This window comes from Teichococcus oryzae, from assembly GCF_008386565.1.
GTDB classification, from domain to species: domain Bacteria; phylum Pseudomonadota; class Alphaproteobacteria; order Acetobacterales; family Acetobacteraceae; genus Pseudoroseomonas; species Pseudoroseomonas oryzae.
The window spans coordinates 474644-494347 of sequence record NZ_VUKA01000002.1 but is presented as its reverse complement, the minus strand read 5'-3'; the positions used below and the strand labels follow the sequence as shown (position 1 = coordinate 494347).

General features: G+C 71.6%; 19 protein-coding genes. 1 reads left to right on the top strand and 18 read right to left on the bottom strand.

Features of this window, described 5'->3' with window-relative positions:
• Positions 1-22: 22 nt before the first annotated feature.
• From F0Q34_RS08440 to F0Q34_RS08415, 6 genes are all read right to left on the bottom strand, one after another.
• A complete protein-coding gene (locus F0Q34_RS08440; RefSeq protein ID WP_241665392.1) occupies positions 23-1036 on the bottom strand; it encodes a Bug family tripartite tricarboxylate transporter substrate binding protein in 1014 nt (337 codons plus the stop codon).
• Positions 1037-1111: 75 nt separating this feature from the next.
• A complete protein-coding gene (locus F0Q34_RS08435) occupies positions 1112-1945 on the bottom strand; it encodes an IclR family transcriptional regulator (protein WP_241665391.1) in 834 nt (277 codons plus the stop codon).
• A 40-nt stretch (positions 1946-1985) separates the two neighbouring features.
• The gene (locus tag F0Q34_RS08430; protein ID WP_241665390.1) at positions 1986-2942 is read right to left on the bottom strand and encodes an SMP-30/gluconolactonase/LRE family protein; all 957 of its coding nucleotides are present in this window, start codon (positions 2940-2942) and stop codon (positions 1986-1988) included.
• A 19-nt stretch (positions 2943-2961) separates the two neighbouring features.
• Positions 2962-4044, bottom strand: a complete 1083-nt coding sequence (locus F0Q34_RS08425; RefSeq protein ID WP_149811708.1) for a phosphotransferase — start codon at positions 4042-4044, stop codon at positions 2962-2964.
• Positions 4045-4048: 4 nt separating this feature from the next.
• Positions 4049-4837, bottom strand: a complete 789-nt coding sequence (locus F0Q34_RS08420; protein WP_149811707.1) for an SDR family NAD(P)-dependent oxidoreductase — start codon at positions 4835-4837, stop codon at positions 4049-4051.
• Positions 4834-6075: an acyl-CoA dehydrogenase family protein gene (locus F0Q34_RS08415; protein ID WP_149811706.1), complete on the bottom strand. Its 1242-nt coding sequence runs from the start codon at positions 6073-6075 to the stop codon at positions 4834-4836. The genes F0Q34_RS08420 and F0Q34_RS08415 overlap by 4 nt, the downstream gene beginning before the upstream one ends.
• A 106-nt stretch (positions 6076-6181) precedes the next feature.
• Here F0Q34_RS08415 and F0Q34_RS08410 point away from each other — a divergent pair, with 106 nt between their 5' ends.
• On the top strand, positions 6182-7180 hold the full coding sequence (locus tag F0Q34_RS08410; RefSeq protein ID WP_149811705.1) for an NADPH:quinone oxidoreductase family protein: 999 nt from the start codon (positions 6182-6184) through the stop codon (positions 7178-7180).
• Here F0Q34_RS08410 and F0Q34_RS08405 read toward each other — a convergent pair.
• The 12 genes from F0Q34_RS08405 to F0Q34_RS08350 form a co-directional block, all read right to left on the bottom strand.
• Positions 7149-9326: an acetate--CoA ligase family protein gene (locus F0Q34_RS08405; protein ID WP_149811704.1), complete on the bottom strand. Its 2178-nt coding sequence runs from the start codon at positions 9324-9326 to the stop codon at positions 7149-7151. The two genes, F0Q34_RS08410 and F0Q34_RS08405, sit on opposite strands and share 32 nt — an antisense overlap.
• Positions 9323-10306 carry a branched-chain amino acid ABC transporter permease gene (locus F0Q34_RS08400; protein ID WP_149811703.1) on the bottom strand — a complete coding sequence of 328 codons (984 nt, stop codon included), beginning with the start codon at positions 10304-10306 and terminating at the stop codon, positions 9323-9325. The genes F0Q34_RS08405 and F0Q34_RS08400 overlap by 4 nt, the downstream gene beginning before the upstream one ends.
• Positions 10306-11172 (bottom strand): branched-chain amino acid ABC transporter permease, encoded by an 867-nt coding sequence (locus tag F0Q34_RS08395; protein WP_149811702.1) that lies wholly within the window; start codon positions 11170-11172, stop codon positions 10306-10308. Before F0Q34_RS08395 ends, F0Q34_RS08400 begins: the two co-directional genes overlap by 1 nt.
• Complete coding sequence (locus tag F0Q34_RS08390; RefSeq protein WP_149811701.1) at positions 11169-11900, bottom strand: ABC transporter ATP-binding protein; 732 nt, start codon at positions 11898-11900, stop codon at positions 11169-11171. The genes F0Q34_RS08395 and F0Q34_RS08390 overlap by 4 nt, the downstream gene beginning before the upstream one ends.
• Positions 11897-12679 carry an ABC transporter ATP-binding protein gene (locus F0Q34_RS08385; RefSeq protein WP_206667973.1) on the bottom strand — a complete coding sequence of 261 codons (783 nt, stop codon included), beginning with the start codon at positions 12677-12679 and terminating at the stop codon, positions 11897-11899. The genes F0Q34_RS08390 and F0Q34_RS08385 overlap by 4 nt, the downstream gene beginning before the upstream one ends.
• Positions 12676-13824 carry an ABC transporter substrate-binding protein gene (locus F0Q34_RS08380; protein ID WP_149811700.1) on the bottom strand — a complete coding sequence of 383 codons (1149 nt, stop codon included), beginning with the start codon at positions 13822-13824 and terminating at the stop codon, positions 12676-12678. The genes F0Q34_RS08385 and F0Q34_RS08380 overlap by 4 nt, the downstream gene beginning before the upstream one ends.
• Positions 13825-13917: 93 nt before the next feature.
• The gene (locus F0Q34_RS08375) at positions 13918-14979 is read right to left on the bottom strand and encodes an SDR family oxidoreductase (RefSeq protein ID WP_149811699.1); all 1062 of its coding nucleotides are present in this window, start codon (positions 14977-14979) and stop codon (positions 13918-13920) included.
• Between the two features lie 5 nt (positions 14980-14984).
• Entirely contained in the window at positions 14985-15959 is a 975-nt protein-coding gene (locus F0Q34_RS08370) for a Bug family tripartite tricarboxylate transporter substrate binding protein (RefSeq protein WP_149811698.1), read from the bottom strand.
• 50 nt (positions 15960-16009) lie between these two features.
• Complete coding sequence (locus tag F0Q34_RS08365; protein WP_161600804.1) at positions 16010-16774, bottom strand: tyrosine-protein phosphatase; 765 nt, start codon at positions 16772-16774, stop codon at positions 16010-16012.
• A 2-nt stretch (positions 16775-16776) separates the two neighbouring features.
• Positions 16777-17571 carry a crotonase/enoyl-CoA hydratase family protein gene (locus F0Q34_RS08360; protein WP_149811696.1) on the bottom strand — a complete coding sequence of 265 codons (795 nt, stop codon included), beginning with the start codon at positions 17569-17571 and terminating at the stop codon, positions 16777-16779.
• Positions 17568-18542: an acyl-CoA dehydrogenase family protein gene (locus F0Q34_RS08355; RefSeq protein WP_149811695.1), complete on the bottom strand. Its 975-nt coding sequence runs from the start codon at positions 18540-18542 to the stop codon at positions 17568-17570. The genes F0Q34_RS08360 and F0Q34_RS08355 overlap by 4 nt, the downstream gene beginning before the upstream one ends.
• Positions 18542-19702 carry an acyl-CoA dehydrogenase family protein gene (locus F0Q34_RS08350; RefSeq protein ID WP_149811694.1) on the bottom strand — a complete coding sequence of 387 codons (1161 nt, stop codon included), beginning with the start codon at positions 19700-19702 and terminating at the stop codon, positions 18542-18544. Before F0Q34_RS08350 ends, F0Q34_RS08355 begins: the two co-directional genes overlap by 1 nt.
• Positions 19703-19704 lie beyond the last annotated feature (2 nt).

Sequence of the window (19704 nt, the reverse complement as noted above, 5' to 3'; positions counted from 1 at the left end):
TCCGGGAGGGCGCGCCGGCGCTCTAGCCGATATCCATCTGCAGGCCCTCGCGCCGCACCACGCTACCCCACTTCTCTGTCTCGGCCCGCACAAAGGCGGCGTATTCGGCGGGCGTGCCATAGGCGGGGACACCGCCCATCTCCGCGAAGCGCCGCTGCGTTGCTGGCATCTCCAGCAGCACCTTGATAGCGGCGTTCAGCTCAAGAACCGCCGCTTCCGGCGTTCCGGCGGGCAGGAAGGCACCGAACCAGGTGCTGACATCGTATTCGGCCAGTTCCGGCATGGTTTCGCGCATCGGTGGAAGTTCCGGGATCTGCGCATTCCGCTCGGCGCTGGTGACGCCGAGCGCACGCACCTTGCCGGCGCGGATCTGCTCGACGGCGGTGGTCAGGTTGTCCACCGCGAACTGCACGTCGCCGCCCACCAGCGCCAGCATCGCGGGCCCCGCGCCCCGGAAATGCACCGCCGTCGCCTGCGTGCCGGTGAGCTGCTGCATCCAGACGGCGGAAAGATGCCCGGACTGCCCAGGGCCGGAGGTGCAGTAGTTCAGCTTGCCCGGATTGTCCTTCAGGTATTGGATGAACTCCGGCACGGTTCGCGCCGGCACCGAGGGATGCACCATCAGGGCGTTGGGCCCGCGGATCATGTTCGACACCGGGACCAGCTGTTCCGGCCGGTAAGGCAGGTTGCGGAACAGCGAATAGGCGATCGCCTGCGGGCCGATATTGCCGACAAGGATCGTGTGCCCGTCAGGCTTCGCGCGAACCACCTCGGCCGTGCCGAGCGTGCCGCCGGCACCGGACTTGTTGTCCACCACGGCCGGCTGGCCCCAGCGTTCCTGCAGCACCGGCGCCAGCAGGCGGCCCATGATGTCGGTGGTGCCGGCGGCGGCGGCCGGCACCACGATGCGGACCGTCTGCGTCGGGCGCCAGGCGCCCTGGGCACGAATTGTCCGGGGTGCCGCCAGGCCTAATGCCAGGCCGCCCATGGTCAACGCGCCGCCCCACAGCGCATCACGGCGATGGACCTGCCTCATACCGCCTTCTCCCTCATGACCGGCTCGGTAGCCGCTTTTGCATGATGCCGATGGTGCGTCAGGAGAGGCTGGATGTCATGGTAAATCCGGCCCCGGCCGCGCGGCGAACAGGGCGCGCCCAGCAGAACAGCCCACTTCGCGAAGATCCTCTCCCAGCAAGGGAAAAGCCGCGGGATCGTGCTGCGCGGCGATGGTGATTCCGCTGAGGCCGAAGCGCGGCCGGCCAGCCGGGTCGGTGATCAGCGCGGCCACCGTGACGATGCCGCGGTAAAGATGGCCGTCATCCATGCTCCAGCCCTTGTCCCGCGCCGCGCGCACATCCTGGAGATAGCTCTCGAAGCTGGGCGGCGATTGCCAGCGCAGCCGCGCGAAGCGCTCCCGCAGCTCGGCTTCCGGCAGGTCCAGGATGGCGGCGATGCAGCGCCCGACGGCGCCCACCAGCATCGGCAGCCGGATGCCGGTCGACATCTCCACCCGCACGCCATGCGGGTTGTGGGCGCGATCGGCCAGGATGATGTGGCCATCCTCCGTCACGCGCCACAGCGCGATCAGCATGCCGTGCTTCAACGCCAGCCTTTGCAGCTCCGGCCGGATCAGTTCCGTGTGGCTGATGCCAAAGAAACGTGTCGCCAGCTCCGCCACGCCGAGGCCCAGGGCATAGACCTTGCGCGCTTCGTCGAAGGACACGAAGCGGGCCCGCGTCAGGGTGCGCAGGATGTTGAAGCAGGTGCTGGCGCTGATGCCGGTGCCACGGGTGATGGCGGCGACGCCAAGGGGCTGCGCCGCCGCCGCGAGATAGCGCAGGATGGCGATGGCATGAACCACCGCGCCGACATCCCGCCCATGCCCGGCGGCGCGCTCCGGGCCGGCAAGCGGCGTGTCAGGAATCCTGCTGTCCATCGCCGCCATGTTAAGGCGGCTGGTCCCGCCCCGGCAATGATGGCAAGCCTCAACCGGCCAGGGCCAGCCCGGCTTCGGCCCAGGGCAGCATCAGCAGCCGCCCGGTGTTGGAAAGGGTGACATAGGCCGTCCTGCGGTCCGCGCCGCCGAAGCAGAGATTGGTCGGCATCCGCTCGTCGCAGCGCACGACATCGAGGATGCGGCCATCCGGCGAAACGGTGGTGATCTCCCCCGCCACCAGGGTCGCCACGCAGATATTGCCCGCTTCCGTCACCGCCAGGCTGTCGAGCCGGCGGAAGCCCGGGAACTGGCACAGCATGCGGCCGCCATGCGGGCTCGGCCACGGCTCCTTGCGCAGCTCCCCGGGGCCCAGGATGTCGAACGCCCAGAGGCGGCCGGTTTCGGTTTCCGCCACGTAGAGGATGCGCCCGTCGGGCGACAGGCCGATGCCGTTGGCGCCGCCGGGAAAGGGATGCGCCGCCTCGACGATGCGGCTGCCATCGAGCGCGATCCAGTAGACGGTGCCATGATCGCGGTCGCGCGCGCGGCTCTTGCCGTAATCGGTGACCCAGGCACCGCCCTGGCCATCCAGCACGATGTCGTTTGGGCCGCGCAGGCGCCGCCCGTCGCAGGAATCGTAAAGGCGGGTGATGGCGCCGGTGGCGGGATCGATCCGCTCGATCCAGCCGCCGGCATAATCCGGCGGGCAGCCATGCGGGCGGAGCACGCCCGGCTCCTCGATCCATTCGAAGCCGCCATTGTTGCAGCAATACAGCATCCCGTCGGGGCCGAGGGCCATGCCGTTCGGCCCGCCGCCGGGCCGCGCCAGCACCGTCCTGGTGCCATCCGGCGCCACGGCGGTGATGCAGCCGGAGGCGATCTCGACCAGCGCCACGCGCCCATCCGGCAGGATCACCGGCCCTTCCGGAAAGCGCAGCCCTTCGGCCAGGATGCGCGCCCCCGGCATTTCAGCCGCGTCACGGCCTTCCGGCGTCATGCTTGTCATGTCCGTTTCCTTCCCCAATTCAGCTGCGTGCCTGGCAGGCGATGTCCCAGGCGCGCTGCGCCATGCCCCGGTAGCGCTCGCGATAGGCGATGGCGCGCGGGTCGGAGGCATTGCCGTCCAGCGCGCGGCGCCAGACGCCCGCGACGATGGAAGCCAGCCGGAACATCGAGAAGACGATGAAGACATCGAGGCCGCCGGGCACGGGCCTGCCGGCGTGCCGGCAATAGGCCGCGACGAACTCGGCCTCGGACGGGATGCCCGGAAGCTCCGCCTCTGCGCCCAGGATGCCGGTCAGCCCGCTGGGCCCCGGCGGCATGTGGTAGGTGAGGCAGGCATAGGCGAGATCCGCCAGAGGATGGCCCAGCGTCGCCAGTTCCCAGTCCAGCACGGCGACGATGCGCGGCTCATGCGGGTGCAGGATAACGTTGCCGAGGCGATAGTCGCCATGCGCGATGGTGGTTTCCTCCTCCTCCGGCAGGTGCGCGGCGAGCCAGGCGGCGGTGCGGTCCATCGCCGGCATCTCCTCCACCTTCACGGCCTCCCATTGCCGCGTCCAGCGCTGCACCTGCCGCTCCATGTAGCGCCCGGGTCGGCCGAAATCGCCGAGGCCCGCCGCCTGCCAGTCGACGCGGTGCAACGCGGCCAGCACCCGCGCCAGGTCGGCGTAGACGGCGCCGCGCTCCTCCGCGCTGCCGGACCGCATCACGCGGTCCGGGAAGATGCGGCCGGGCACGTGGTCCATGATGAAGAAGGCCGTGCCGATAACCGACGCATCCTCGCACAACAGGCGCGCCGCCGGCACCGGCACGTCGCCGCCGGCCAGGGCGCGCATCACCTGGAACTCGCGCTCCACCGCATGGGCCGAGGGCAGCAGCTTGCCCGGCGGCTTCTTGCGCAGCACGTATTCTTCCCCTCCGGCGCGGAGGTGGAAGGTCGGGTTGGACTGGCCGCCCTGGAACTGCCGGACCTCGACCGCGCCACCGTCGAAGCCGGGCAGGCGTCCCGCCAGGTAGCGCGCCAGCGCCGCCTCGTCGAAGCGGTGGTTGTCGAGCACGGGCACCAGCACGGGCATGCCTTCCGCCGCCGCGCGATCGGTCGCCATGGCGTCAATCCTCCCGCGGCAGGGGCGGGCCGGCCATGACGCCGCCATCGATGACGATGGTCTGCCCGGTCATGAAGCTGCCCGCCGGCGCGGCGAGGAAGACGGCGGCGCCGGCGATCTCGTCCGGCTCGCCGATGCGCCCCAGCGGGGTGTCACGGGTGCGCTTGCGGTAGGTCACCGGGTCCTCCCACAGGGCGCGGGCGAAATCCGTGCGTACCAGGCCCGGCGCGATGCAGTTGGCGCGGATGTTGCGCGGCCCCCACTCCACGGCGAGGTTGCGCACCAATTGCATGTCGGCCGCCTTCGAGATGCCATAGGCGCCCAGCACCGCCGAGCCGCGCAGCCCGCCGATCGAGGAGATGACGATGACCGAGCCGGAACCGCGCTCCGCCATCCCCGGCAGCACCATGTTCGCCAGCCAAAGGTTGGAGCGGATGTTGGAGGCCATGATCTTGTCGAACGCCGTGTCCGGCAGCTCGGCCGAGGGGCCGAAATGCGGGTTCACCGCGGCGTTGCAGACAATGCAGTCGATGCGGCCCCAGCGCGCCATGGCGGCATCCACCAGCGCCTGCAGATCCTCCTTGCGGCCGATGTTGCAGGCCTGCGCGAAGGCCTCGCCGCCGCGCGCGGCGATGCCGGCCACCACTTCCTCGCAGGCGTCCAGCTTGCGGGAGGAAACAACGACCCGCGCCCCATGCTCCGCCATGCGTTCGGCGATGGCGCGGCCGATCCCGCGCGAGGCGCCGGTGACAAGAACCACCTGCCCCGTCAGGTCGAACAGCGATCCGGTCATGCCGGCGCCCCGCCGGCGCCGTTGCGGGGCGGCCGGTACTTGTTCAGCTCCATGCGGCCGAGCTGGAAGCGGTGCACCTCGTCAGGCCCGTCGACGATGCGCAGCGTGCGCGCGATCTTGAACATGTAGGCCAGGGCGAAATCCTCGGTCACGCCGGCGCCGCCATGCGCCTGGATCGCCCAGTCGATCACCTGGCAGGCCATCTCGGGCGCCGCCACCTTGATCTCGGCGATCTCGGTGCGGGCTTCCTTGTTGCCCACCATGTCCATCCGCCAGGCGGCGTTCAGGGTCAGCAGCCGCGCCTGGTCAATCAGGATGCGCGACTTGGCGATGCGCTCGATGATGACGCCCTGTTCCGCCAGCGGCTTGCCGAAGGGTCGCCGTTCCAGCGTGCGCCGGCACATCATCTCCAGCGCGCGCTCGGCCAGCCCGATGGCGCGCATGCAGTGATGGATGCGCCCCGGGCCGAGGCGCCCCTGCGCGATCTCGAAGCCCCGGCCCTCGCCCAGCAGGATGTTCTCCACCGGCACGCGGACATCCTCGAACAACAGCTCGGCGTGGCCATGCGGCGCGTCGTCGAAGCCGAACACCGGCAGCATCCGCTTGATGGTGAGGCCCGGCGTGTCGCGGGGCACCAGGATCATGGATTGCTGGCGGTACTTGTCGGGATTGTCGGGCGAGGTCTTGCCCATGACGATGAACACCGCGCAGCGCGGATCGCCCGCGCCCGAGGACCACCATTTCCGCCCGTTGATGACGTAGTGGTCGCCGCGCCGCTCGATCCGCGTCTGGATGTTGGTGGCGTCGGAGGATGCGACATCCGGCTCCGTCATGGCGAAGCAGGAGCGGATCTCGCCCGCCAGCAACGGCTTCAGCCAGCGCTCCTTCTGTTCCTCCGTGCCGTAGCGTTCCAGCGTTTCCATGTTGCCGGTGTCGGGCGCGGAACAGTTGAACACTTCGCTCGACCACGGAATGCGGCCCATGATCTCGGCCAGCGGCGCGTATTCCAGGTTGGTCAGCCCGGCGCCATGCCGCGACGCGGGCAGGAACAGGTTCCACAACCCCGCCTCGCGTGCCTTCGGCTTCAGCGCCTCGGTGATGGGCACGGGCTGCCAGCGGTCGGTCATCGCCGCCTGCTGCTCATGGTGCAGGTGGTCGTTGGGCAGGACGTGCTCGTCCATGAAGGACTGGAGCCGGCGCCGCAACTCCAGCACCTTGTCCGAATAACCGAAATCCATGCGCCTTCTCCCTTTCTGTTATCGGGGCTTGTGCCCTGGTCCGCCTCTCGCCCAGTCTGCGGTGGCATCGCTTTCCGCTGCCGCAAGATCAGGGAGGACGGACATCATGAAAGCCGTCATGTGCCACGAATACGGGCCGCCATCCGCGTTGCGGGTCGAGAACGTGCCGGAACCGCGTCCGGGGCCGGGCCAGCTCCTGCTGCGCGTCGAAGCCTGCGGCGTGAACTTTCCTGACACACTGATCATCGAAGGGAAATACCAGCAGAAGCCGCCCATGCCCTTCATCCCCGGCGGCGAGGTCTGCGGCGTGGTGACCGCACTGGGCGAAGGCGTCGGCGGTCCCGCACCCGGCACGCGCGTCGCCGCCGTCATCACCCATGGCGGCTTCGCCGAGGCGGTGGCGGTGGACGCGGCCAAGGCTGTCCCGGTGCCGGAGGGCGTGGCGCCGGAGGATGCGGCGGCGCTCGGCCTCGCCTACGGCACTGTGCTGCACGCGCTGGAAGACCGCGGCGCCCTGAAGCCCGGCGAAACGCTGCTGGTGCTGGGCGCCGCGGGCGGCGTCGGCATGGCCGCCATCCAGATCGGCAAGATCCTCGGCGCCCGCGTCATCGCCGCGGCGTCCACGGCGGAGAAGCTCGAAGCCTGCCGCGCCGCCGGGGCGGACGACCTGCTCGATTACGCCCAGGAAGGCTGGCGGGACCGGCTGCGCGCGATGTGTGGCGGCGAAGGGCCGGACGTCATCTTCGATCCGGTGGGCGGCCCCTATAGCGAGCCGGCGCTGCGCTCCATCGGCTGGCGCGGGCGGTTCCTCGTGGTGGGCTTCGCGGCGGGGGAGATCCCGCGCATTCCGCTGAACCTGGCGCTGCTGAAGAACTGCGCCATCACCGGCGTGTTCTACGGCGCCTTCACCCGGCGCGAGCCGGAGCGCAACCGCGCCCTGCTCACCCGCCTGTTCGCCTGGGTGGCGGAAGGCCGGCTGCGGCCGGCCATCTCGCGCCGCTTCCCGCTCGACGCGGCGGCGGAGGCGCTGGAAACGCTCGCCAGCCGCCGCGCCACCGGCAAGCTGGTTCTCCTCACCCATCCGACGGTGCCTCCGGCGGGCTGAGGGCGATCAGCGCGTCCACCGCGATCTGCCGCGTGCCGGCGCAGATCACCGGGTTGACGTCGATCTCGGCGATGCGGCCGGCATGGTCGGCCGCCAGCTCGGACACCCGCTGGACGATGCCGGCCAGGGTGTCGAGGTCGGCCGCGGGCAGGTTGCGGAAGCCCGAGAGCAGCCGCGCCCCCTTCAGCCGGCCGAGCATCGCCCGCGCTTCCCCGGCGCCGACCGGCGCCAGGGCCACGGCGCTGTCGCGCAGCAACTCCACCAGCACGCCGCCCAGGCCGACCAGCACGGTGGGGCCGAACAACGGGTCCCGCCGCGCGCCCACCACGATCTCGATCCCCGCCGGCACCATGGGCTGCACCAGCACGCCGTTGATCGGCGCGTCCGGCGCGGCGCGGCGGGCATTGTCCATCACCTCCGTGAAGGCCGCGCGCACCGCGCCGGCATCGCCGAGGCCGAGTCGGATCACCCCCGCCTCCGTCTTGTGCGGCAGGGCCGGGCTCTCGACCTTCAGCACCACGGGGAAACCGGTGGCCTCGGCCGCCCGCACCGCCGCCTCGGCATCCGTCGCCAGGGTTTCCTGCACCACGGGGATGCCATAGGCGGCCAGCACCGCCTTGGCTTCCCGCTCGGTCAGCACCGGGCCGCTCGCTTCCGCCAGGAGCCGCGCCGCCTGCTCCCGCGCGGCGGGCGGCGAAAGGCGCGTGGGGGGCGCCTCCGGCATCGCCGGCCCGGCCTGCGCCTGCCAGGCTGCGATGGCGGCCAGGCACCGGTCCATGGAGCGGAACAGCGCCACATTCCGCGTCGCCTCGACCTCCCGCGCGCCCGGCCCTTCCAGCCACTGGCTGGTCCACACCACGCAGGCTGCCTTGCCATGTTGCGCCGCCAGCTCATCCAGCAGGCGGAAGCGCGGCGTCGCCACGTCATAGGCGAAGCCGTTGGGCAGGATCAGCGCGCCATAGGCCGGGTCGGCGAGCAGCGCCTCCATGCAGTCCCGCAGGGAGCCCGGGTCCGTCAGCACCTGGGCGGTGACGTCGCAGGGATTGCGGGCCGAGCCGAATTCGGGAATGCGCGCGGCCAGCACGGCCTGCGCCTCCGGCCCCGGCTGCGGCAGGGGAACGCCATGCGCCTCGGCGCAGTCGGCTGCCATGATGGCGGCGCCGCCCGAGGTCGACACCACCGCGACGCCCGCCGCCCCCGGCGCCGGCGCCTTGGCGAAGAAGCCCGCCAGTTCCAGCAGCCCCTCGAAGCTGTCGGCATGGATCATGCCGGCGCGCGCGAAGGCGGCCCGGTAAACCTCGTTCGAGCCGGCGAGGGAGCCGGTATGGGACATGGCGGCCTGGGCGCCCTGTTCCCCGGTGCCGAGCTTGTGCACCACCACCGGCTTGCCGTTGCGCCGCGCCAGCGACGCGGCCTCGATCAGCCGCAGCGGCTCGGCCATTCCCTCGAACAAAAGGGCGATGGCGGAACAATTCGGGTCCTCGGCCAGCGCCGCCACCAAGTCGGCCACGTCGATGTCGCCCGAATTGCCGCAGGTCAGCACGCGGCCGACCTGGGCGCCGGCCTCCACCGCCTGCGCCAGCGCGAAGCCCAGATTGCCGGACTGGCTGACAATGCCGATGGCCGGCCCCGTTGGCGGCGCGGCCGGGCGCGGGATGGCCACGAAGCTGATCTCGGCGCGGCGGACATAATCGGTGAGGCCGATGCAGTTCGGGCCCAGCAGGCGCAGCCCGCCCGCCCGCGCCATGCCGACGATGCGCCGTTGCAGCGCCGCGCGCTCCGGCCGGCCGGTTTCCGCGAAGCCGGCAGCATACAGCACCAGCGCCCCCACCCCGGCGGCGACGCAATCGGTCACCACGGATTCGCAGGCTTCCATCGGCGTGGCGGCGACCACCAGGTCCGGCACTTCCGGCAGGGCGGCGATGGAGGGGTGGCAGGGCCGCTCCCCCAGCCGGTCATAGCGCGGGTTCACCAGGTGCAGGCGGCCGGCGAACTGCGCGAGGTTGCTCACGGTCCGCTCGCCGAAAGAGCCGGGGCGGGCGGAAGCGCCCACCACGGCGATGCTGCCCGGCTCCAGCAGCTTCAGCAGGTCGGCCCGGCGGTAGAGCGGCCGGGTGGGCAGGGCGTGGTGCGGTTGCGGCGTCATGACTGAGCGACGGGCCTCCTGTCGGAATGAGGGGCGGGCTGGGCGGTCCGGGCGAAGGCGCGGCGGAACAGCCCGTCCAGCCCGCCCGGCAGGACGGCCAGCGCCAGAACAAGGGCACCGCCCAGGATGATGGCGTTGATGTCGCCGCCAAAGGACAGGAAGCGTTCCTGCCCGATGATCAGGGCGGTGCCGATCAGCGGCGCCAGCAGGCGGCGGCGCCCGACCAGCACCACGGCGGTCAGCATCAGCACCAGGAAATAGGTTTCGAACAGGTCCGGCCCGACATAGGCGCGCTGATAGGCATAGAGCCATCCGGCCACGGCACTGAACGGCGCCGACAGCACGAAGACACCGAGCCGCACCCGCCGCACATCAATGCCGGACATGGTCGCCAGGCGGGGGTTCAGATGCACCATCATGGCCATGGCGCCGAGGCGCGAGCGCCGGAACTGCCGCACCGCGTAGAGCGTCAGCAGCAGCAGGCCGAAGGCGAAGGGCCAGAGCTGGACGTCGTTGGTGGCGCCCAGGCGCAGCGGCCCCAGCGGCAGGTCCAGCGTCGGGATGCCAGAAACGCCGTCCGAGCCGCCGAGGACGTCCCAGTTATGCGCCACCGCCGCGGCGACCACCGTGGCCGCGTAGGTCACGAGGGAGAACACGAATTCCCGCAGCGCCAGGGTGATGAGCCCGAGCACCAGCGCGATCAGCGTTCCCGCCGCCAGGGCGCCGGCCAGCGTCAGCCAGCCATTGGCGCCGAGCCGCGTCGCCAGCAGCCCGGTGGCATAGGCGCCGGCGGCGAAGAACACGGTGTGCGCCAGGCTGACCTCGCCCAGATCCGACACCACGATGTCGAGGCCATAGGCAGCGATCGCCATGATGGCGATCACGGTGAAGGCGCCATGCACGCCGCCCAGCCATCCCGGCAGCAGAAACACCAGGATGGCGAGCGGGACGGCCAGGAAGGGCGCGAGGCGGCCGGCCATCAGCGGCCTCCCGCGCGCATGGCCAGGCCGCTCGGCCGCAGCACCAGCACCACGATCAGCACGCCGAACGCCGCCGTGGTGGCATAGGCCGGCGACACGAAGCCGCCGAACAGCGCCGTGAAGATGCCGAGCCCGAGCCCGGCCGCGTAGCTGCCCGCGACCGAGCCGATGCCGCCCAGCACGACAACCACAAAGGTCACGATCACCTCCTCGAAGCCGATGCTGGTCAGGATCGGGGTGCGCGGCGCGACCATGGCGGCGGCCAGGGCGACGGCCGCCCCCTCGAAGGCGAACACGGCGAAGTAGACGCGCTTCACATCGATGCCGGCGAGCTGCGCCAGCTTCGGGTCTTCCGCCACCATGCGCGCGGTGCGGCCCAGCGTGCCGCGCTCCAGCCCGAAATGCAGCAGCGCGAAGGCGGCGATGCCGACCAGCACCACCGCCAGGTCCTGCGCCGTGACCCAGGCGCCGGCGATCTCGAAATCGATGTAGCTCAGCGGCGTTTCCAGCACCTGCGGGTGGCCGCCGAAGACCAGGCCGGCGATGCCGCGCATCATGTGGCCGAAGCCCAGCGTCACGATCATGATGGAGACGAGATCCTGCGCGAAGGTCAGCCGCAGCATCGCCGCCTGCATCAGCAGGCCGATCAGCACGCCCGCCAGCATGGCGGCCAGGATGGCGACGGGATAGGGCAGGCCAAGCCCCGCCACCGCCCACCAGGTCACGAAGGCGGCCAGCATGTAGATCTGCCCATGGCCGAAATTCACCAGCCGCGCGACGCCGAGAAGCACCGTCCAGCCAACCGCGATCAGCGCGTAGCCATGGCCGAGCACGATGCCGTTGATCAGCTGCTGCACCAGGTTCATGCCGCCGCCTCCCCCAGATAGGCTTCCAGGATGCGCGGATCGTCCCGCATGGCGGCCACCGGACCCTGCGCCAGGATGCGCCCGCGCTCCAGCAGGATCAGGCGGTCCACCACGGCGATGGCGGCGCGCACATTCTGCTCCACCAGCAGCACCGAGAGATGCTGGTCCACCAGCCCGCGCACCGCGCGCAGCACATCCGTGACCAGGCGCGGCGCGAGGCCGATGGAAGGCTCGTCCAGCAGCAGGGCGCTGGGGCCGAGGCGCAGCGCGCGCGCGATCGCCAGCATCTGCCGCTCGCCGCCCGACAGGGCCGAGGCCATGTGGTGCCGCCGTTCCCGCAGGCGCGGGAACAGTGCCTCGATCTGCGCCTCGTCATGGGCGCGGCCGGCGGCGCCGGCGGGCGGGGTCGCGGCCGCCAGGTTCTCCGCCACCGACAGGCGCATGAAGACGGCGCCGCCCTCCGGCACCAGGGCCAGGCCGCGCGCGACGCGCGCATGCGGCGGCAGGGCGCCGATCTCCTCCCCCGCCAGCCGCACGCTGCCGCTCACCGCCGGCGCGCCCCGCGACCAGCCGAGCAGGGCGTTCACCAGCGTGGACTTGCCCGCGCCATTGGCGCCGACCACCCCCACCAGCTCGCCCGGCGCGAGGGCGAGATGCGGGATGTCGAGCGCCACATGGCCGCCATAGGTGACGCGCAGCTCCCTGGCTTCCAGGATGGGCGTGCTCATGCCGCCTGCCCCAGATAAGCCTCGCGCACGCGCGGATCGGCCTGGATCGCCTGCGGCGGGCCGGAAGCCAAGGGGCGCCCCTGGTCCAGCACCAGGATCCGGTCGGCGACCGACATGATCAGGTCCATGTGGTGCTCGATCAGCACAATGGCGACACCTTCGCCGCGCAGGCGCCGCAGCAGCGCGGCGAGATGCGCCATGTCGGCGCCGCCCAGTCCGGCCGCCGGCTCGTCCAGCATCAGCACCCGCGCGCCGCGCCCGAAGGCGAGCGCGATGGACAGCATGCGCTGGCTGCCATAGGGGATGTTGGGCGGCCTTAGCCCGTGCAGGGCGCGCGGCACGCCGAAGCGCTCCAGCAGCGCCGCCGCCTCACTCTCCAGCGCCGCCCGCCGCCGGGCTTCCCGCAACGGCAGCAACAGACTGGGCAGGAGGCCGGTGCCGGCTTCCGGCGCCAGAACGGCCACCATGTTGTCGAGCACCGTCATGGTGGTGAAGAAGTTGTTCTGCTGGAAGGCCCGCTTCAGCCCGAGGCCGGCCAGCGCGTGCGGCGGCAGCTCCGTCACGTCCCGCCCGCCGAGCCAGACGCGGCCGCTGCGCGCCGCCATGTGGGTTGCCGCGTCGTAGCAGGAGCTTTTGCCGGCGCCGTTCGGCCCGATGATGCCCAGGATCTCCCCCGCCGCCACGTGCCAGCTGACATCCTGCAGCGCGACCAGCGCGCCATAGCGCACGCCCAGCCTTTCGACCCGCATGGCCGGCGGCGGCGGCGCGGCACCGTTCACGAGCGCACCTCGATGCGCCCCTCACGCACGGTGAAGAGCTGGTGGCGGGAAGCCAGCTGGCCTTCCGGGCTGAAGGTCACGTCGCCCAGCACCGTTCCGGCGAAGCGGCCGCCGCGGATGCGGTTGGCGATCTTCTCGCGCTCCAGCGTGCCCAGCTCATTGGCGGCGCTGGCCCAGATTTGCAGGGAGGCGGCGCCCAGCGCCATGAACTTGTCGGGGGAATAGCGGATCTTCTCCTCGGCCCGGCGCACGAAGTCCTGATTCACCGGGTTGGAGGCGAAAGGCTCGACCTTGGGGAAATAGATGTCGGCGCCGATGATGCCGTTTGCCGCCTCCCCCGCCACCTGGATCACGCTCGGCGCCACGGTGCCGACCGCCGTGACCAGCTCGCCGCGCAGCCGCATCTGCCGCGCCTGGCGGATCAGCGCCGGCAGGCCCGATCCTTCATTGGCGTTGATCGCCACCACCGCATCGGCGTTGCTGGAGCGGATATTGGTGAGGGCCACGCGGAAATCCGCCTGGGCGAAGGGAAAGCGCTCCTCCCCCACCTTGGTGTAGTTGTGGCCGATCGCCTTCAGCTCGTTCTCGATCGAGGCCTGCGCGCCGTTTCCATAGGCGTCGTTCTGCGTCAGGAAGGCGATGCGCGCGGCGCCCGTCGCCTTCAGGTGCTCGGCGATGACGCGGCCATCCTGCGCGTTGGAGGAGTTCAGCCGGATCGCCAGCGGATTGCCGCCGCCGGTCAGGATCTGGTCCGCCTTGGAGATGGCGGTGATGTCCAGCACCCCCGCCCGCGCCAGCACGGTCTGGGTGGCCAGCGTCACCGGGCTGTTCCAGCCCTCGATCACCACGGCCACGCGCTCGGCGATCAGCTCGTTGGCGCGGCTGACGCCCACGGCGGGCGTCGATTCGTCATCCCGCCGCAGCACCTGCACCGGCCGGCCCAGCACGCCGCCCGCATCATTGACCATGGCCGCCGCGATCTCGATCGCCTCGCAGACATGCTGGCCTTGCACGGCGGCGCCGCCGCTGAGGGGAAACAGCGCGCCAACCCGGATCGGATCGGCGGCGCGCGCCAGCCGTGGCGCACCAAGCGCCAGCGCGCCGGCCGCGGACAGCGTCAGGAATTCCCTGCGTGACAGAGCCATCGAAGCCTCCTCCAATGCCGCCATGCATTCATGGTCGGTTCTGCATCATCGCCCGGCGGAAGGCCGTGCCGGGCCCACGGATCGGGCGGCGCCTCAGCGTGGCAGGATGCGCCGCCGCTGCAACTCGCCCAGCCACCATTCCAGCATCGCGGCGCTGTCGATGCATTCGCCGAAGCCGGCCTGCCGGATCTTGATCGTGCTGACCAGCGAGGCCGCCTGATCGTCGCGGCTGAAGGCGAAATCGGCGAACTGCCAGGAACTGCCGACCAGCTCATCCAGCCGGTGCGGCCGCAGGCCATGCTGGCGCACCACCTCCTGCCAGACGGCCTCCTTGTCGGCCATCAGAACGGGCAGCGGCATCGGATGCGGCTCGCCCTGCTGCATGCCGAAGGCGCGGGCCAGCACGGGAAACAGGCTGCGCCAGGTGAGAACGTCGCCATTGGTCACGTTGAAGATCTGGTCGCGCGCCGCCTCGCTCTGCCCCGCCCAGGCAATGGCGGAAGCGAGCAGCCGCGCATCCGTCACCTCGGTGATCCGGTCGCCACGCCCCGGAAAGACCAGGGGCAGGCCCATGGCGCGGCTGACCGCCGCGTAGACGCCCATGGCCGAGAGCAGGTTCATGGCGCTGCCCAGCGCGAAGCCGATCACCGCCTGCGGCCGCAGCACTGTCCAGTGCCAGCCGCACCCGCGCTGCCGCTCGCGCAGCCAGTCCTCCTGAAGCCAGTAGAAGTTCGCATGCATGTGGCGCGGCGCATCCTCCTTGCCGGGGATGGGCATCTGGCCCAGATGCACGCCATAGGCCTTGGTGCCCTGCAACAGCGTGACGTGGCGCAGCGCCCCGCCATCCAGCGCCTCGACGCAATTGGCCAGCATGGCGCGGTTTGTCTGCATCTGCTCGGGATCGAGCCAGCCCGCCCGCAGCTCCGGCTTCTCGTACAGGGCGCTGTACACGAGATGCGTGGCGCCCAGCCCCGACAGCGCGGCGCGGCAGGCCCCGGCATCGGTCAGGTCCACCGACAGGATGCGGGCGCCGAGATCGTCCGGCGGCGCGCGGCGGGACAGGCCCACCACGTTCCAGCCATCGGCCACGTAGCGATCCAGCGCGGCGCGGCCGACCAGCCCGAGCGCGCCCGCGACAACAACGGTGCCGGCCACCGGCGTCAGGCCTTGGCCAGGCGCGCGACGAGGTCGCGCCAGCGATCCGCATCCCGGCGCAGATAGGCGGCGTAGTCATCCGGCGACCCGTCTGCGACGTATTGCCCTTCCTTCAGCAGGCGGTCGCGCAGCTCTGGTGCCTGCATTCCCTTCAGCGCCGCCTCGTTGAGGCGCAGCACCGCAGCGCGCGGGGTGCGCGCCGGCACCAGCAGGCCGAAATGCGTCTGGCAGACCATGTTCGGCCCCAGCTCGGAAAAATTCGGCACGTCCGGCGTCACCGCCAGCCTTTCCTTCTCCCCGGTCCAGCCGATGATGGTGCCGCGATCCGCGCGCAGCGCCGCCAGGGCGGAGCTGCCGCCCACCACGATCACGTCCAGCGTGCCGGCCATCAGGTCGGTGAGCTGCTGGGCATCGCCGCGATAGCTGATCTCCTGCATGCGGATGCCGAGGCCCTCCATCACGGTGATGGCGGCGATGTTGTTGAAGCTGGTCGGGCCGTTGGAGCCGTAGTTCAGCTGCCCGTTGCGCGACTTGGCCAGCGCCACGAAGCTGGCCACGTCATGCGCCAGGCCCTTGCGCACCACGATGCCGAAGGGCAGCGTCGTGACCAGCGCCACCGGCGCCAGATCCTCCGCCCGGTAGGACAGCTTTTCCGGCAGCAGCGGGTTCAGCGTCATGGTGGTGCCGGAGGCCATCAGCATGGTGTGGCCATCGGGCTCCGCCCGCGCCACCGCATCGGCGCCGATCGCCGTCTGGGCGCCGGGCTTGTTGTCGATGATCACCGGCTGGCCAAGCAGCGGCGCCATCTTCTCGGCCAGGGTGCGTGCGGCCACGTCGGTGGCGCCCCCCGGCGGAAACGGCACCACCATGGTGACGGGGCGCGAGGGAAAGGGCGCGGCGGCCCGCGTCAGGGCTGGCCGCGCCAGCATGGATGGCAGCAGCGCGGCTGACGCCAGCCCCAGAATGCTCCGTCTGCGCATTGTTCTTCCTCCCTGTTCCGCCGGCCTTTGGCGGCCGGTCGTTTCACGTCTTATTCGAGCAGCGCGGCACGCAACGCATGAAGCGCGGCGGGGCCGAGGCCCAGCGCGCCGGCCAGGAACCCGGCCTCGTCGCGGTGGCCCGCCATGGCGCGGTCCAGCGCGGCTTCCAGCAGCGGCGCATGGGCGCTCAGCAGCGCCTCCGCCACCGCGTCCGGCGTGCCCGGCGGCAGGGAACGCTCCCGCCGCCACAGGCGGTTGGTGGCCAGGTAGTCCTCGATCACCACCTCGCGCTCCACGCCCAGCGCGATCAGCAGCAGCGCGGAAGCGAAGCCGGTGCGGTCCTTGCCGGCCGTGCAATGGAACAGCAGCGGCCGCCGCTCCGGCGCCGCGGCGAGGGCGAGCAGGGCGCGGAACTGCGGCAGCTTCTCGGTGGCATAGGCGTCATAGGCGCGCGCCAGAAGCGCCAGCACGTCTTCCCCCGTCGCGTTGCCGCGCAACAGCAGGTCGCGCAGCGAGGCGCCGACGGTGGGCTCCACGGGCAGGCTGACCACCTCGGGCGGCGGGCCAAGCAGGCAGGATGGGGCACGCTCCCGCTCGGCCACGCCGCGAAGGTCCACGACGGTGCGCAGGCCGAGGCCGCCGAGGATTTCGAGATCCGCATCCGTCAGCGCCGCCAGGGAGGAAGCGCGGAACAGCTGCCCCATCCGCACCCGCCGCCCATCCGCCCCGCGATAGCCGCCGAGATCGCGGAGGTTGCTGCACCCGGCGAGGTCGATCCGGCGCGGCAGTTCCTGGGCGTCGGCGGCGCGGTCCATGCTCAGCGGCCCTCGAAATGGGGCGGGCGCTTGTCGAACCATGCGTTCACCGCTTCCTCATGGTCGCGCGTGGTGTGCGCCAGCGCCTGGAAGGCCGCGGACATCTCAAGCAGCGAGGAAAGCCGCATGTGCTGCCCTTCCCGCAGCAGCCGCTTGGTCATGCGCAGCACCTGCGGCGGGTTGCGGGCAATGCGGCCGGCCAGGGCGCGGGCGGCGTCCATCAACTCGCCATCCGGCACCACGCGCGAGATCAGCCCGCATTCCAGTGCAGCGCGCGCATCCATCCGGTCGCCGGTGAAGGCCATCTCCGCCGCCTTGGACTGGCCCACCGCCCGCGGCAGCAGCCAGGCGCCCCCGTCGCCGGGCACGATGCCGACGCTGACGAAGCTTTCCGCGTAGGAGGAGCTTTCGGCGCCGATGCGGATGTCGCACATGCAGGCGAGGTCGAGCCCGGCGCCGATCGCCGGGCCGTTCACCGCCGCGATGGTCGGCACATCCAGCTCATACAGCGCCAGGGGGATCTGCTGGATGCCGCGCCGGTAGCTCTCGCGGATGGCGGCGGGCGGCATGCCGAAGCGCTCGCGCATGGATTTCAGGTCGCCGCCCGCGGAGAAGGCGCTGCCCGCGCCGGTCAGGATCACCGCCCGCACATCCGCCTCGGCGGCGATGCGGCGGCAGGCATCGGTGAAGGCCTCGGTGCTGCCGCCCTCGATGGCCAGCGCGTTGCGGCGTTCCGGCGCGTTCATGGTCAGGGTGACGATGGGGCCGTCGCGTTCAAACAACAGGAAGTCGCTCATGGGGATGTCTCCGGCAGGGCTGGGCCAAGGTGGGCGCGAACAAAGCCGAGCGTGTCCGGCGCGTCGTCGGCCAGCACCTGCCGGCCCAGCCATTCCGCCCAATAGGCCTCGCCGCCGAAGCGCAGCCGGGCTGCCTGCAACCGCCCGGTGAAGCGGTGCAGCGCCACTTCCTCGGTGATGCCCATGGCGCCCTGCACCGCGTGGGCGATGCCGGCCACGCGGCAGGCCGCCTCCCCCGCGCGCAGCTTGGCGGCGGCGACACGCCGGGCATCCAGACCCGCCACGCCATCGCTGCCCGCCACGGAGGCGAGCTGCGCCGCCATGCGGGTGGCGAACACATCCTCGGTCAGCACGCTGAGCTGCTGCTGCACGGCCTGGAAGGCGGCAACGGGGCGGCCGAATTGCTGGCGGTCCCGCGCATGGCGCAGCGTGTCCTCCAGGATGCGCTCCATGGCGCCGGCCATGACCGCGACCTCCTGCCAGGCGCCGGCCACCAGCAGCCCGGCCGCCGGCAGGCGCGGGCCTTCACCGCCTGGGCGGCGCAGCACCGCGCCGCCCGGCGCGCTCGCCTCGGTGAGCGGCATGGCCTCCGCCAGCGGCAGCAGCATGGCCGCCTCGCCTTCCGGCCACAGCGCCCAGTCGGGGCATGGCCCGGGCGGCAGGCGCGCGGCATCCGTGCCCCAGGGCTCGGCCAGCCCGATCAGCCCCGGCGGCGGCGCCACGCCGGCGGCGGCCAGGGCGGCCCGTGCCAGCATGGTTTCCCCCAAAGGCAGCCGCACCGCGAAGCGCCCGGCGGCGAGCAGGATCGGCAGCGCCTCGGCCGGGCCGAGGCCGATGCCGCCCGCAGCCTCCGGCACCAGCGCATCCAGGAAGCCCGCCTCCTCCACGGCTTCCAGCAGGACGGCCGGCTGGGAGGCATCGGCGTGGCGGGCGAACAGCTCCTCGGCGGAGCGGGCGAGCAAATCGTCCATCAGCGCAACCCCATGCCGCGCGCGATCATGCCGCGCAGGATCTCGCGCGTGCCGCCGCGCAGGGAGAAGGACGGCGCCATGGCGGCGGTGTAGGCCAGGGTGCGCATCAGCCCGCCCGGCACCGCCCGCCCCGGCTGCGCCAGCAGCGGCGTCAGCAGGGCGGGGATGGATTGCTCGAACTCGGTGCCGAGATCCTTCACCAGCGCCGCCTCCACCACCGGGCTTTCGCCCTGCGCCAGATGGCCGGTGACAGAGACGGACATGGCGCGCAGCACGGCCAGATGCGCCACCAGCCGCCCCAGCAGAGCCGTCTCCGCCTCGGTCGCCGCCCCCTCGGCCTCCACGGCGCCGCGCAGCCAGCGCAGCCATTCATCCAGCAGCACGGCGGAGGACAGCACCCGCTCAGGCCCGCTGCGCTCGAAGGCCAGTTCGGCATTCACCTGCGCCCAGCCGGAGCCTTCCTCGCCGATCAGCGCGTCATCGGGAAGCCGCACATCCTCGAACACCACCTCGGCGAAATGCGCGTCCCCGGCCAGGTCGCGGATGGGGTGGATGCGCACCCCCGGCGCGTGCAGGTCGATGATCAGCTGCGACAGGCCCTTGTGCCGGTCCTGCGGCGTGCCGGAGGTGCGCACCAGCGCGATCATGTAATGCGCGTGCTGCGCGTTGGTGGTCCAGATCTTGGCGCCGTTCAGCCGCCAGCCCCCCTCCTCCCGCACCGCGCGGGTGGTGACGCTGGCAAGGTCGGAACCCGTGTTCGGCTCGCTCATGCCGATGCAGAAGAAGGCTTCGGCGCGGCAGATGCGCGGCAGGTAGAAGCGGCGCTGCGCCTCGGTGCCGAAGCGGTGGATCAGCGGCCCGCTCTGCCGGTCGGCGATCCAATGGGCGGCGACCGGCGCGCCGGCGGCCAGCAATTCCTCCACCACCACGTAGCGGGCGAAGGGGCCGCGCCCCCCGCCGCCATATTCCTTCGGCAAGGTGAGGCCCAGCCAGCCCGCGGCGGCCATGGCGCGGCTGAAGCCGGCATCGAAGCCCATCCAGGAGCGGGCCCGCTGCTCGGGCGGGAGGGAAGGCATCGCCTCGTCCAGGAACCGGCGGATCGCCGGGCGGAGCGCCTCGTCCTCGGCGGGGATGGTGGCGAGGGAAAGGGCACCGATCATCG

Excerpts from the sequence above, each read along its gene's own strand:
- F0Q34_RS08365 (WP_161600804.1), bottom strand. The coding sequence starts at position 16,774 with ATGGACCGCGCCGCCGACGCCCAGGAACTGCCGCGCCGGATCGACCTC.
- F0Q34_RS08370 (WP_149811698.1), bottom strand. The coding sequence starts at position 15,959 with ATGCGCAGACGGAGCATTCTGGGGCTGGCGTCAGCCGCGCTGCTGCCA.
- F0Q34_RS08420 (WP_149811707.1), bottom strand. The coding sequence starts at position 4,837 with ATGACCGGATCGCTGTTCGACCTGACGGGGCAGGTGGTTCTTGTCACC.
- F0Q34_RS08360 (WP_149811696.1), bottom strand. The coding sequence starts at position 17,571 with ATGAGCGACTTCCTGTTGTTTGAACGCGACGGCCCCATCGTCACCCTG.
- F0Q34_RS08395 (WP_149811702.1), bottom strand. The coding sequence starts at position 11,172 with ATGAACCTGGTGCAGCAGCTGATCAACGGCATCGTGCTCGGCCATGGC.
- F0Q34_RS08430 (WP_241665390.1), bottom strand. The coding sequence starts at position 2,942 with ATGACAAGCATGACGCCGGAAGGCCGTGACGCGGCTGAAATGCCGGGG.
- F0Q34_RS08435 (WP_241665391.1), bottom strand. The coding sequence starts at position 1,945 with ATGGCGGCGATGGACAGCAGGATTCCTGACACGCCGCTTGCCGGCCCG.
- F0Q34_RS08405 (WP_149811704.1), bottom strand. The coding sequence starts at position 9,326 with ATGACGCCGCAACCGCACCACGCCCTGCCCACCCGGCCGCTCTACCGC.
- F0Q34_RS08390 (WP_149811701.1), bottom strand. The coding sequence starts at position 11,900 with ATGAGCACGCCCATCCTGGAAGCCAGGGAGCTGCGCGTCACCTATGGC.
- F0Q34_RS08380 (WP_149811700.1), bottom strand. The coding sequence starts at position 13,824 with ATGGCTCTGTCACGCAGGGAATTCCTGACGCTGTCCGCGGCCGGCGCG.
- F0Q34_RS08400 (WP_149811703.1), bottom strand. The coding sequence starts at position 10,306 with ATGGCCGGCCGCCTCGCGCCCTTCCTGGCCGTCCCGCTCGCCATCCTG.
- F0Q34_RS08355 (WP_149811695.1), bottom strand. The coding sequence starts at position 18,542 with ATGGACGATTTGCTCGCCCGCTCCGCCGAGGAGCTGTTCGCCCGCCAC.
- F0Q34_RS08410 (WP_149811705.1), top strand. The coding sequence starts at position 6,182 with ATGAAAGCCGTCATGTGCCACGAATACGGGCCGCCATCCGCGTTGCGG.
- F0Q34_RS08350 (WP_149811694.1), bottom strand. The coding sequence starts at position 19,702 with ATGATCGGTGCCCTTTCCCTCGCCACCATCCCCGCCGAGGACGAGGCG.
- F0Q34_RS08425 (WP_149811708.1), bottom strand. The coding sequence starts at position 4,044 with ATGGCGACCGATCGCGCGGCGGCGGAAGGCATGCCCGTGCTGGTGCCC.
- F0Q34_RS08440 (WP_241665392.1), bottom strand. The coding sequence starts at position 1,036 with ATGAGGCAGGTCCATCGCCGTGATGCGCTGTGGGGCGGCGCGTTGACC.
- F0Q34_RS08415 (WP_149811706.1), bottom strand. The coding sequence starts at position 6,075 with ATGGATTTCGGTTATTCGGACAAGGTGCTGGAGTTGCGGCGCCGGCTC.